This is a genomic window from Rhodococcus sp. P4_F3_2 (assembly GCF_056401335.1).
Genome location: NZ_JBFUJN010000004.1, coordinates 59,728 through 72,684 on the forward strand (window position 1 = coordinate 59,728; position 12,957 = coordinate 72,684).

Annotated in this window: 11 protein-coding genes and 1 tRNA gene; 4 read left to right on the forward strand and 8 right to left on the reverse strand. The window is 59.4% G+C overall.

Annotation, left to right across the window (positions count from 1 at the left end):
* Positions 1–91 precede the first annotated feature (91 nt).
* Both AC1DWA_RS05460 and AC1DWA_RS05465 read left to right on the forward strand, forming a co-directional pair.
* A complete protein-coding gene (locus AC1DWA_RS05460) occupies positions 92–853 on the forward strand; it encodes a pentapeptide repeat-containing protein (RefSeq protein ID WP_279163185.1) in 762 nt (253 codons plus the stop codon).
* Between the two features lie 13 nt (positions 854–866).
* Positions 867–1,268: a hypothetical protein gene (locus AC1DWA_RS05465; RefSeq protein WP_477845724.1), complete on the forward strand. Its 402-nt coding sequence runs from the start codon at positions 867–869 to the stop codon at positions 1,266–1,268.
* A 59-nt stretch (positions 1,269–1,327) separates the two neighbouring features.
* Here AC1DWA_RS05465 and AC1DWA_RS05470 read toward each other — a convergent pair whose 3' ends face one another.
* From AC1DWA_RS05470 to AC1DWA_RS05485, 4 genes are all read right to left on the reverse strand, one after another.
* The gene (locus tag AC1DWA_RS05470) at positions 1,328–1,876 is read right to left on the reverse strand and encodes an HtaA domain-containing protein (protein ID WP_046378083.1); all 549 of its coding nucleotides are present in this window, start codon (positions 1,874–1,876) and stop codon (positions 1,328–1,330) included.
* 76 nt (positions 1,877–1,952) lie between these two features.
* Entirely contained in the window at positions 1,953–2,585 is a 633-nt protein-coding gene (locus AC1DWA_RS05475; protein WP_024488222.1) for a TetR/AcrR family transcriptional regulator, read from the reverse strand.
* Between the two features lie 131 nt (positions 2,586–2,716).
* The gene (locus tag AC1DWA_RS05480; RefSeq protein ID WP_070797280.1) at positions 2,717–4,189 is read right to left on the reverse strand and encodes an MFS transporter; all 1,473 of its coding nucleotides are present in this window, start codon (positions 4,187–4,189) and stop codon (positions 2,717–2,719) included.
* A 968-nt stretch (positions 4,190–5,157) separates the two neighbouring features.
* Positions 5,158–6,822 carry a hypothetical protein gene (locus tag AC1DWA_RS05485; protein ID WP_020906526.1) on the reverse strand — a complete coding sequence of 555 codons (1,665 nt, stop codon included), beginning with the start codon at positions 6,820–6,822 and terminating at the stop codon, positions 5,158–5,160.
* A 182-nt stretch (positions 6,823–7,004) separates the two neighbouring features.
* Here AC1DWA_RS05485 and AC1DWA_RS05490 point away from each other — a divergent pair, with 182 nt between their 5' ends.
* Together AC1DWA_RS05490 and AC1DWA_RS05495 are read left to right on the forward strand one after the other, a co-directional pair.
* The gene (locus AC1DWA_RS05490; protein WP_031331749.1) at positions 7,005–7,622 is read left to right on the forward strand and encodes a hypothetical protein; all 618 of its coding nucleotides are present in this window, start codon (positions 7,005–7,007) and stop codon (positions 7,620–7,622) included.
* A 228-nt stretch (positions 7,623–7,850) separates the two neighbouring features.
* Positions 7,851–8,342: an FBP domain-containing protein gene (locus AC1DWA_RS05495; RefSeq protein WP_019747493.1), complete on the forward strand. Its 492-nt coding sequence runs from the start codon at positions 7,851–7,853 to the stop codon at positions 8,340–8,342.
* A gap of 142 nt (positions 8,343–8,484) precedes the next feature.
* Here AC1DWA_RS05495 and AC1DWA_RS05500 read toward each other — a convergent pair whose 3' ends face one another.
* The 4 genes from AC1DWA_RS05500 to AC1DWA_RS05515 form a co-directional block, all read right to left on the reverse strand.
* Positions 8,485–9,225, reverse strand: a complete 741-nt coding sequence (locus AC1DWA_RS05500) for an ABC transporter permease (protein WP_477916509.1) — start codon at positions 9,223–9,225, stop codon at positions 8,485–8,487.
* Positions 9,222–10,157: an ABC transporter ATP-binding protein gene (locus AC1DWA_RS05505; RefSeq protein WP_020968709.1), complete on the reverse strand. Its 936-nt coding sequence runs from the start codon at positions 10,155–10,157 to the stop codon at positions 9,222–9,224. Before AC1DWA_RS05505 ends, AC1DWA_RS05500 begins: the two co-directional genes overlap by 4 nt.
* On the reverse strand, positions 10,154–10,516 hold the full coding sequence (locus tag AC1DWA_RS05510; RefSeq protein WP_019747490.1) for a GntR family transcriptional regulator: 363 nt from the start codon (positions 10,514–10,516) through the stop codon (positions 10,154–10,156). Before AC1DWA_RS05510 ends, AC1DWA_RS05505 begins: the two co-directional genes overlap by 4 nt.
* A 2,266-nt stretch (positions 10,517–12,782) precedes the next feature.
* A tRNA-Gly gene (locus AC1DWA_RS05515) sits at positions 12,783–12,856 on the reverse strand.
* Between the last annotated feature and the right edge of the window lie 101 nt (positions 12,857–12,957).

A 12,957-nucleotide genomic window follows, 5' to 3' on the forward strand; every position in this document is an offset into this window, starting at 1 on the left:
AGTGATTCCTACCGAAGTGCTGATGCGTGGCGGTTCGCTTCTTGGGCAGCCACGGCCAATCGCGGGGGATCTTGCCGATACTATTGAGCCCGTGAACCGGTCCGCGATCACCTCCCTACGTCGACGTTGGTCAGATGAGGGCGTCGACAATTTACGGGCGCAGCTGCTCGATCAGTCGCGGATCGTCAAGCCGCCCCACACTCTCGTCTCCCCATGGGCGGAGACCGATGACGGGCTGATCGACGTGCGTGGCCTGACAGCGGGTAGCGGTGGATTGGACATCCGGTATCTCACGTTGGAACGGATTGATCTGAGTTTCGCTCGGGGTGCGATCTCCGTCTTCGAATCCGAATTATTCGACTGTCGTTTCGATTTCGTGGCACTGACCGGACAGACCCGTTTCAATCGCCGATTCGAACGGTGCAGTTTCCGGGGTGCCACGCTCTCGCGTCTGGCGCTCGGACCGAGGGTCGTCGATTGCGATTTCACTGGAGCCAAAGCACGCGGGCTCCGCTCCGTGCCCAATACTGTGTTCGAACGATGTGCATTCGACGACACACGCCTGCCTGGTGCGCAGTTCGCCGATACCTCTTTCGTGGAGTGCACTTTCGGCGGCGCACGATTCTCGGCGGCCACGAGTTTTGTGCGGTGTTCCTTCACCCGGACCGCTGTCGAGTTCTCCGAGGCGCGAGTGTCGCGAACAACATGTGACGGCACCGCGATTCCGGATCAATGGGCAGGTGAGGCTGATTCAGCAGTCGCACTGGAGCGGTATGCCGGTCGATATGCCCGAGCACTCGGCGTGGGGGACACAGAGGGTATGGCCCTCGATCCTGAAATGGATGATTCGTAAAGGGGGCAGATCGATGACTCGCGGGGTCACGTTCAGAACAGTATTCGGTGGCCCGTCGGTGCCGCTCGACTTCATCGAGGAGTTGACTCGGCTCAGACACCGGCTGAGGGGCATCGCGATGCAGTACGACTTCGATCTGTTTGTTGTCGTTGGTGGCGACATCACCGTGGTGACCGATCCGACCGGGATCCGGCTTCCACGTGTGTTTCTGGGCAGGCGTACCGCTACGGCGCAGGTTCAGATGAACACTGACGACGTGATGGGGGTGTCCGAGCCCCGCACATTTCTGTACACGACGATCCATGCGGCACTGACGGAGCTGATTGCGCGTGTCTCATACCGCGACAACGACTTCGATGCGGACGGGGAGCGAGCGAAGATCGAGTTCTTGATCCCGGAAGACAGACGCGATTGACCCATTGGTATCGATCTGTGGGTATTGGCCCTGGACCGCCGATTGCAGTGCCGCGGCCGTCAGGGTGACGGTCGCTGTGGTCCGACCCCGACAGTCAACGGCGAAAGCTTCGCACCCGAAGGATAATTCGCGCCGAACATCATCGAACCTGCAGGGGTAACCCTGACCTCGGCGCACACGGTTGATGCTGGGCTCTCGACAACATCGAGGGTCGCAATCACGATGTGGTCCGAACCGTCGAGGGTGGTCCTGACGCTTAGTTGACCCTGTTTGTCGTTGATACGAACCTCGGGATCGGCAATGACGATGTCGAGAAGCCCGTCGTGGGCCCGGAGGTGAATCTCACCACGGTACTGGGAAATTCGCGCCCCATCGGGGTCGTGGCGATCGGCGACGAGTGGCCAGTGGAGTTCGTCACCTTGTTCGGCTAGGCCGTAAGCGTATGAAATCTCGCCCAGGGCTCGAACATATTGCAGTAAGGAATCTTTCACTGACCATCTCAGTGACGTGGCGGTAGTGTTCTCCGATATGTCCACTGTGGCTCGCTTCTTTCCTGTGGTACCGACCGTGTTCGATCGGTCCGACCAATCTTGTGCATTCAATTTCATTGTGCGGCAGTAACTTCGGCGATATGAACTAGTCGTTCGTTCAGTGGTGAGTCAGGACGATGAACCGTAGGCGCGACTACCTGTCAGCAGAACTGCTTTGAGATTTGACGCCCCCGAGGACTAGATCGACGACCGACTCGATATATTTATCGATTCCGGCTTCGAACTCTTTGAGTTTCGAATTCGGGGTCATCAAATAATGGTGTTCGATCGTTCCTGCGACGGCATCAAGTATCAGAGCTGGCGAAGTTCCCTTCGCTATCTCTCCGCGTTCAATCGCGCGGAAAATGATTTCGCGACCGCCGGTTATGCCTTCAGCGCGCACCCCAGCGATTTCGCCTTCGAATAGTTCTGGAAAGACTTTGGCGTCGATCATGGCCCGCATCCGTACTGTGCCATGGTTCCCGAACAACCGCTCTGCAGTTTCTTGGCCGACGGCCACCAGGTCCCCCCGCAGTGTTCCAGTATCCAAGTCACCGAGAGATCTTTGACTGAATCGCAACGCGGCTGACATTATCTGTTCTTTGGTTTGCCATCGCCGGTAGAGGGCGGCTTTTCCAACCTTGGCGTGTCGCGCAATGAGATCGAGATTCAATCTTGCCCACCCTAGATCCCCGTACAATTCCAGAGTGGTGGACAGAAGACGTGTTTCTATGTCGGGGTCGATGGGGCGGCCGCGCCCAGACGGTTGTGAGGCGGCGCGTGGCATGACTCCATCATGCCACGCACCACCTGGCGATCTCCTTAGGGCATCTCGTCAGTTCCGGTCTAGCCTGGTGTAGTTGCGAGGTTCAGTGTGCTCCCTTGTTCGGAACTGCGGCCAAAGGCTCTCGTTCCGAATCATGATGATTCTCGGACCGGAAGATTGATCATTTGCTCCGGAGTCTCTGGCTGGTAGGCCTTTCCGCCCAGTTTGTTGAGGAATGGGGCGAGAACAAAGATCAGAACGGAAACACCGATACAGATGGCCCAGATCGTTATGAAAGCACTCTCGCTAGGTATTTGCGACCCGCTGATCAGCATGCTGGACATGATTGCAGCGAACGTGGCGCCGGCGACGGCCCCAGCCATCGTTCGAGAGGTGTTGTACAGAGCGCCGGCGATTGCGGAGTCTTCTGGACGTGCACGAGAAACGATGAGGGCGGGGAGGAGTGCCGCGATAAAACCGACACCGATACCACCAATAGCACCCATCGAAATGAAAACGGATAGATTGTGTCGAAATGTAATCAGCCCAACGAACCAGATGGCAATCAAAAGGGAAGACATCTGTAACGTGGTTCGATTTCCGAATCGTCGCGAAACGCTGTCGGCGAGGGACGACGAAATCATCAGGGCAATCGGCACCGGACTGATAGCAAACGCCACGCCCACTGAGTCGAGACCGAATCCGTACCCGACGGCTTCGGGTTTGGATGCGAAGAACAGTACTGAGACGGTGGCCGCTCCGTAAAATTGTAAGCCGAATAGTCCCGTCAATCCCATCAAAAATCCCACCCCGCCCTTGGTCAACAAGCTCACATCGACCAGTGGGGCGCTGATTCTCTGCTCGAGCGCGACGAAAGCGACAAGTAGCGCCAAGCCGCCACCAATCGCCATGAGCGTTGTTGCAGAAGTCCACCCCAGTTTGCTTCCGTTGCTGATCCCGACAAGGAAGATCGCGAGGCCGATGCCAAGCAGCGCTGCACCTGTCCAATCGATGGACCCAGCTGCACGGGTGGAGGTTTCGGGGACGAACAGCGCGATGGTGGCAAGGCTTACCAGTGCGAGTGCGGCGGGTATGAAGAGGACCAGAGTCAGGTCGGCGTTGGTGCCGAGCATTCCGACCAAAAGGGTTCCTGCCGCTCCTCCGGCGCCAAGGCACCCGACGAGAATTCCGATTGCGCGGCCTGAATTAGCTCCCGCTCGTTCTCGGAGAATTGCAAGTTCCAGCGGAAGTAGAGCTCCCAGGGATCCTTGAATTACCCTGCCCAACAGAAAGATTCCGAAGGACGGAGCTGCTGCTGTCAGGATCGTTCCGAGGGTTACGGAGCCAAGCACAATCAAAACCATGCGACGATGACCGTATCTGTCGCCCAGTTTGGCTAGCAATGGGACGAAAATTACGGTGGAGAGTAGGTATGACGCCAGGACCCAGTTGAGTTGTGCCGGGTTGACGTCGAGCCTCTGCCCGATTTTGGGAATGAGCGGTATATACCACGACTGCAACATTCCGCTGGTGACTTCCGAAAATGCGAGGAACCCAACCGCTGCTAGTCCTCCGGCCTGGAGAGGCGCAGTGGCAATACCCGACTGGACGTTCGGTGTGGTCAATGGAGCCCTCCGGCGATAAGCCCACTGCGGGTTCGGTTGTTGCGCATCAGTTCTCGGTTCCTTGTCTGCGGGAGATTTGGAGTCGACCGAATAAGAGACGACTATCGTCCGTTGAACAATATTGAGTGTGTTGCTGATGTGTCAAGGCTCACAAAATTACTACTGGGTGGTAGCTAGACCGGGCGCTCGGACTCCGGTGCTCGGCAGGTGCGGCCGTGCGTGCGGACCTGCGCTCAGTGGCGTGTGGTCCGACGTCCGGACTTCACTTGTCGGCACAGTCAGCCTGCAGGGCTTGCTATTTCAGCGATGGTTCGCTCGACGGTGTGGGCGATTTCGCCGGCTGGAGGGAGAAGCTCGGCATCTGTCTGGATTCCGATCCAGAAGTTGTCGTTGCAACACGCCGCCGTGAAGCCGACGCGGGGATTGCCCGCCAACGGGCCAAGCGGCCAGCGCTAGACGAGCGCGGCCTCGAGCGTGAGCGGAAAGGTTGTTCCTGCCGCACGTGGAGACGGCTTGCGACCGAAGTTTGCTTCGCGACGATTGCGACGGCACGTTCGAGGTCTGTTTCTTGAAATGGGAGGTCGATGATCATGAATCCGACGGCGTTGCGTGCGTCACCGATCGCTGTGACGGAGACGGGGACCGGAACGGCGATCGTTTTCAGAATGGACTCGCCACGATCTTCGAGGATGAATCGCAGTCGGGTGCCCGCTGCAACGAGGTAGGCATCGTTCAATGTGCCTCCCGCACTTTGCCAACCGGCACGACCGGAGCGGTCTGGGCGTTGACGGACGCGATGGATCTAGTGGTGCCGATTGTGCCTAGCAGTGGCCGTGATCGGATCGGCCGGTGTAGGAACGTCCTGATTCGAAATCGGAGGAGGTTCGAGAAACTGGCCTTTTGCGGGATGTGGTGTCGACCCTCTGCTGAGCTTATCGAGGCGACACGGTGGACGACGCTGGTTTCGGCTAGCGGATCACCAAGTCGTGGTCGGTGGCGCTGAGCGTGATCGCGGCAATGGGGTTTCCGCGCATCCAGTCCTGCACGAACGCGTTCAGAGCGGGGTTCGATGCCCGATCCGCGTACGCGTCCGACGGGATCTCGATTGCCCCGACGAGGTGGCGCGGATCGGCATCGAGGCCGGATGCGCGGGGAGTCATCCGTAGTCCGTCGGCGGTGTGCAGGACGACCGGAAGAACCGTGCCATCCGGTGCAGTCACGGTCGCGGTCCGGGTGGTGGCGACCGGGTCGAAATGGTCCACGTCCAGTCGGTATCCGGACGGTTGTGCGTACTGGCCGATCGCGTCCAGCATGCGCGGATCCACCACAGAGTACGGAAACCCGATGTCGATCAGAGTCTGACCGTCGATGGCGCCGTCGCGGGCGGGCAAGGTCGTGGACAAGTGCCAGGGGGCAGCGGGGGACAGGGTATCCGTCGACCGGTCTGTCGGCGCGTTTTCGATCAGTGTGCCGAGAAGGGACGCGCCAGTCGGCGTGAACTCCCAAGCATCCCCGACGAGATCCTTGTGCCAGAAACCGGATTCGGCGCCGCGGCGGCCCTCGACACGCAACTCCCGCCGGTTCGGGCCGGGGCCGAGTGAGTGCACACTGATCGCGGATGTGACTTCACCGGGAATCTTGGGCTGGTGCACCCAGTCCGGTGCCGGAAGTTGGATCGCGGCGGTGCTGCGGTCCAGCGTTTCGGCCACGAGGTTGGGTGCCGACGGCTTGTCCGACTGATCTTCCCAGCTGTAGCGGAAGAAGATCGAGTCCGATCCCGAAGAATCGAAATCAAATGTGCGGGTGTACATGTCGCCGTACTTGTTCATCACGAAAGTGGTTGATCCGGCCGCCGACAGCGAGTCCGCCTGGAATCGCCCGCCGAGCGGGCCGCCGATCTCGTAGCTGTCGTCGTTGGGCAGCCACGGGTCTGCGTAAGTTATTCGGCTGCCGTCCGCGGTCAGCGTGGGGATCATCGTCATCTTGGCGAGTCCGACGAAGTGAATCCGTCCCGCGATGTCGGTGAAAGTTTGATTGTCCCAGGGCGACGAGACGCTCAGCGCCCACCCGTTCGGCCGGTCTCCCGGAAGTTGTCGGCCTGGACCACTCCAGAGGGGCGCGCCCCACGCGGAAGTCCAGTTCCACACGAGCGGGTCCTGGGAGGCGTTGTCCATCGTGTAAACCCAGCCGTTGTCGTCGACTGCGACGAGTTCGTCGTCGTCCAGTGATATCCCGACCAGTCGTCCACGTAGGCATTCGGGCATCGGCACGAAACGCCATGGCTCGGTCGTTGGTTCGCCGGGTGCCCGCGGACGAGCGAGTAAGTCGTGGTCGACCAGTGCAAAGTCCCAGAATCGATTGAATTGGGTTGTTGGCGTGCGCATCTCGATAGAAGACGGGGTGGCCGTGCCGTTGAACAACGGAAGGTTTTCCAACCCGACTCGTCCGCCTCCCGAGGGTGCGCCGGGTGGCAGTTGGGCGGTTCCGAATGGTACGCAACTGGCCGGCCCGGTTTCGGTGGGCGTGGCTGCGGAGAGGGGAGTGGACCACAGCAGGCCGGCGGCGAAGAGGATGCCGACGGTCGACAGTCGCGATCGGTACGGGTGCGAAACTCCACTCGCGGTCTCGTTCACCGTCCGATTGTCGCATGATCGGCACGTTGAATCTGCGGATTGTGAGGTTTGTCCATCTGTGTCGGTTGCGCCGAGAGTGCCGATCGCTGCGTTGGTTGTTGTGAGTGGAACGAGAGTGCTTGTACTGCAAAGGTATTCGCCGTGTAGCTGAGTTTGCCATGACCTGCAGATACGGTGGGGTGATGAGAAGGCCGAAGTCGCTGGGTGAATGGTTGGTAGCTGACCCTCCGGAGTCGTCCAAGCCACCGGGGCCGATTCTTTTGGCATTCACCGTTGTTCCGCTTATTGCGTTGGTCTGCCGGCATTACGGGTGGTGGCCTTCGCCATTCGGTGACTTCAGGTGGTTCGATCCTCTCCTCGTCAGCGCTGCGGCTCTGCTCACCTTGATCGTTGTTGGTCTGGTGTGGGCGGTTCGTACGCTCTACGTTCTCGGCCAGGACCGACGGTGGTCGTGGTGGATCCTGCCCTCTCCGGTTGCCGTTATCGCCGCGGTCGCTGCGGTGTTGTTGATGCCGCCGGCAACTTTCCTCGACAAGAGCGGAGAGTTCGAGACCGTCGCGATTGCTCTCCTGGAGCAGCCTGGATCGACTGTGGAAGAGCTCGAGATCGGCCAGTTCGAGATCAGCAGTGCCCATGTCGTACGTCCCGATGAGGTCTACTTCATCGACAACGACAGCATGTTCACCACCACGAGTGGATGGGTGTACTCGCCCAGCGGCGCACCAACGGGGTTCGACGATTTCTCCGCAAAGCACCTCGGCGGACCTTGGTACGAGTTCACGGCGGTCTGGCGTGACTGATTCACCGCGCCATTTCACGCATGAAGTGCGTCGATAAATCGAGTGGCCCGTGTCGAGGACCTGTGGCTACCATCGGGGTGTGGACATCGTGATGCCCCATGGGCGTGAGGGGGTTGTCGGCGTCGTCTTCGCCGGCGGCAGATAGCGCATTTCGGACCCGACAGCACTAGGTGCTGGTCGGGCCATGAGCTGTACCCACCTTCACCGATCCACGATTGGCATACACCCATGATCATTTTGACCGATACATCTACCCGTTCCAGCCTCGTCAACGCGAGCCGTAAGGAGAAGACTGATCTCACGTTGCCGGATGGCTTCGACACCATCGACTTCGACGCTCTCGACTATCTGGGCTGGCGAGATCCCAAAATGGGCCGACGCGCCTACGCGATCGTCCCGACACTCGACGGGGAGATCATCGGAGTCTTGCTCGTTCAAGCGCAAGCCACTCCGCGGTCGCGTGCCCAGTGTTCCTGGTGCCGTGACACGCGCCTTCCCAACGAGGTCGTCTTCTACGGCGCCAAGTTGGCCGGGCCCGCTGGTCGACGTGGCAGCACAGTCGGAACACTGATCTGCCGAGACTTCCAGTGCTCGGCCAATGTTCGTAACGACCCCCCGCTCCCGTATGCCGGCTACGATGCCGCCGCTGCGCGCCAGGACCGGAAAGATGAACTGGTGCTGCGTGCTTCGAGTTTTGTCGAGCGAGTGGCTCGGCAGTAGAGGGGACCCCGGGGACGCGATATCCCTGTTGTGAAGTTCGGCCCCTCCCTGGGCTGAGGAAGGGGCCGAACTGCCTGGACGGTGTCGATCCGAGGGGCACTCGGACACGGTGCGACATCTGGCGTCGCACATGATTACTCGGTCAGGGCGTTGCTCGACGTAAAGTGACCCAGGCTCCGGCTATGCAGGCGATGGCCAGGGCCAATGGAAGTAGTGCCATCGGCACCACTCGGGAAGTATCGGCAAACCACGAACCGATCGCCGGCCACCAGCTGGCCCAGGTGATTACGATCGCTGACAGGCCGAGCACACCGAAGAGACCGGTGAGAGAGGCGAGCAGACCGGTGGTCCTCCATCGCTGGTAGATCGCACCTGTCAGCATTGCGATCGAACTGGTCAGCAGCAGCGTCGCGAACAGCGCGAGCAACTGAACGGCTGCGCTGTCGGTGAAATAGCGTGCGATGCCGAACATGCGCATGTGCACACCCCAGCCGTTGGTGGCGGACTCCACCACTGACAKCAGTTGTAGCGCGATTGCGAAGATTGCGGACTGTGCCAACGCCATTATCGTGGTGGCAGTGAAGAACTCGCGGCGAGTCACGCTCAGCCCGAGCGCGAACGGGAACGTCTGGGTCATCGACTGGAGGTAGAACGCCAGCACGAAACCGTAAACGGAGAACACACTGCCGGTGAATCCCTCACCCTGCTCGTTTCCGACGATCGCGTAGATGGTGAAGCTGATGAGGAAAGAGATCAAAAGGATGCCCACCGGCCAGGCGATCAGCAACGGCCACGCGACCGTGTGCAGTTGGAGGACGGAACCGATCCTGGACCGGGTGGGCGCCTTCGGGACCGTCCGGGGCGCTGTCGTTGCGATGCTCATGCGGTGATCTCCTTGCGCTGCGTCGAAGTCGCGATGACAAGTTCCTGCAAAGATGCCGGTTCCACTTGGACTCCCGCCTCCCGCAGTCGGATTCGCTCGGTCTCGGTCACATCGGCCTGCAACATGATTCGGCTGTGGGAGCCTAGTGTCTCCCGGCGCAGGACCCTGCCGGACGCGGCAACAGCATCCACCGCATCAAGGGGGCCGGATACCACTACGGCGCGACCTCGCAGTGCGTCTGCGTCCTCGTCGACGACAATCCGGCCGCTGTCTACGACGATCACGTGCTCGAGCAGATTGGCTACCTCGTCGATAAGGTGAGTCGAAAGCACTACAGTGCGAGGATGTTCGGCATAATCGGCAAGCAGACGATCGTAGAAGAGTTGGCGTGCAACGGCATCGAGGCCGAGATACGGCTCGTCGAAGAGCGTGAGCGGTGCACGGGAGGCAAGTCCGATGATCACTCCCAACGCTGACCGCATGCCGCGCGAGAGCTTCTTCACCTTGCGGCACAGTGGAAGTTGGAAATCGTCGAGCAGTGTCTCGGCGAACGCGTGGTCCCAATTCGGGAGCAGATGGCCGGCGGCGACGAGTACATGCTTGACCTTGAGGTCCTCGGGGTACGTCTGGCTTTCCTTGACGAAGCACACGTTCGCCAAGACGTCGGCATTTTCGAAAGGGGCAGCGCCGAATACCTCGACGTCGCCGCTGGTGTGCAGGTCCTGTCCGGTCAGTATCTGCATGATCGTAGTCTTGCCTGCGCCGTTACGGCCGAGCAGGCCGTAGATCTTGTTCTGGCCGATCTCGAACGAGACGTCCGAGAGCGCATCGACGTCCCCGTAGCTTCTGTTCACTGCTCGCATCGAGGCGACGAGTTCAGTCTCGTCGAAACGCCTGACGTGCGACTTGGTCGTTGTCGTGCTTGAGTTCATCGGTCCGCCTTCCTGTCGTCCAGCATGGATTTGAGTTCGTCGAGGGAAATCTGAAGGCGGTCGGCCTCCATGACCAGCGGCTCGATGTATTGGCGCGCGAACGCTTCTCGTCGTCTGAACCTGAGTGCGTCGCGGGCGCCGACGGTGACGAACATTCCGATTCCCCGTTTCTTGTAGAGGAGCCCCTCGCCTACGAGTTGATTGAGGCCCTTGGCTGCCGTCGCCGGATTGATTCGGTGGAACGCCGCCAGTTCGTTGGTTGAGGGCACCTGCCCGTCTTCCGGCAGTGAGCCGTCGATGATCGAGCCTTCGATCTGCTCGGCGATCTGCTGGAACAGTGGTCGTCCGTCGTCGATCACGATGATCGGCGCCCGGTGTTCACTGGTTCATTACTCATGTAATGAACCATAGAACGTCGTGGGGCATGTTGGCAATGAGATCGCGGAATCTGGCACCGATGACTTGGGTCTCCGAGCGCTACCCATCGGGAAATTCATCGCAGAGGCTGATGGAACAGCTTGGATGCAGACCAGCTACGACTCCCAGATCCCCGGGGCGCTGCGCACAGGCATTGAGCTTCTGCGGAACCGTGGAACCGCCGATCTAGGTGGTCGACCACGGGACGGGGTTGACCGAAACACCCGTCAGCATCGGCAATTCGCCACCCAACGTGAACAGACGAAACCGCGGCCTCGGCTTCGGGGCGTAACCCGGAGTCGTAGAACAGAAGCCGGACCGCACGCCGCGGTCGGGCTGTTTTTCGTCAACCCAAAGACGGAATCGCATCCACCGCAAGTAGGGACTTAGCGCCTCGTTTTGGTGTTTCTGTACTGATTCGCGATCCCGATACGTACGCTTCCGGCCAGGGAATCGGACACTCGACCAACAGGGGTATCAATGCCGAATGTGACAGTGAAGTTCGGGGGTTCAGACCCGGAAACAGCAGACCTCGCACGCCGGGCACTGCAACCAGTACTCGACAGCATCTACCGCACATACCGCAGGAAACCGCTCCCATTCGTCGAAGCCGCACTGAAACGCGCAGGCCGAGGGAGCTTCTCACAAGCAGGAATTGAGCGATTCGCCAATTACATTTCAAGAGGCGACCGACCGATTCTCACCAAATAGTGCGGCCGCCCGTGATCAGGCCGAAGACCGAAGCGCTTCCACCGGCTACCTGGTCGACGACTTAAAGTGGTCTGTGCCAACTAGGTTCTGTGCCAACTAGGTACAGGTCCATCGTGGTCAACATCGGAGACAGCTCCCGCTCGCGTCCGAGATCGGTAGCTGCCTCACCGTGGCATGGGACCTGTCAAACACAATCTCCCCTTCCTGGACAGGTAGGGGAGATTGTGTTTGTGACCACCGCACGATCCACGCATCTGCTGATATGCAGGTTTCAGGCAGAGCTGAAACTGTCATTCACATGCGGTCGGCCGATCTTCTCTACAAGTCGGGTGCGGTTAGTGGCCCTGCGCCTTCTAATGAGAAGGGGATCGTGGAACCGTTCGCCATCGCCACGATCACGTTGACGATAGCAAAGAGGACGTTATTCATTTCAAATTCACCTCCTCTCTCCGTCTAGAGCCCGGCAGCATTCGCTATTGCATACAGGGCAGAGGCCCTGCTATCGAAATTGGGACTGCAATGTAAGCGGGCGAGCCTGGACCGAATGAGGTGACTGTCCTGATATATCCGAGGCCATTCGAGGAGTTGTAGTCCACCAACCAAGGTCCACCAGAATCGCCTCCGCCAAAGTTGCCCGGTTTGGGAGTTGCGTGAGAAGCCGTAGCTCCGAACGTCATAACCAGGGAAGGCGCCGCAATGCTTGCGAGGAATAAGGTTTCGACTCTGGACACCTACGGCCCTCTATCGAATTGGGGCCAACCTGCCGGTTTTTTAAGATCTTCGGGAAGGTAGCGCGACGCTAAGGTGACAGTCCTCCAAACTGGGGTATTTCTTCGAGATTTATCCGGCTCTTCCGGATCCGGAGTGTATGAGTCGAACCACGGATGATCCGAGCAGGCACAAGATGTAGGTCGGTGAGGGTTTTTAATGTGCAGACCGATGGTCGTGCATTGGGACTTACGGTTAGGGCTGTCCGATACTGAGGAAGAATACCTACTTGATGCTTTTCGAAGGTGATTTTTGACGGACTTGGGTATTTTCACAGTTGTGATTGTGAGAAGACCTGCATTCTTGCGTGAGTTGTGGTCCCCGGTGTCCGGGTGCGCTACGGCAGATCGGTTTTAAAAACTGATAAGCGCGCGGCGCCCGAGCAGAGACAGTTTCCAACCCCATCGGTTGGTAGTCGCGCTCGAATCACTGATGGACGGCAAACGAACCGAGGTACCGGCGACCATCGGCTTCGAGGTCGACAGCACTCTCCTGACAGTGCGCGCAATGGACACCGATTTAGGCCGGGGCACGACCAGTCGGACGGCATCGATGAACTGCAGAATTCCGAGATCCGGTCCTCTAGCACCCCCATTTGCGTTGGATACACGTTAACTGATCACTGAATGGAGGAGGTTGTGTACCTGCCGTGTACCTGTCACAGGATTTGGGACCCAAACAAGCGAAGTTCGTCTGCCCCAAAAAGGACTCTGAACTGCGGAGAATCTGTGGAGCCGATGACGGGAATCGAACCCGCGTATTCAGCTTGGGAAGCTGATGTTCTACCATTGAACTACATCGGCGTCGCAGCCGACCGGACGTGTTTTCACCGCCGATCAACGTGCTGTCCGAACATTATCAGACGAGCTTTCAAGCAGCGGTGTCCCCGGCCGTCATTGATCAA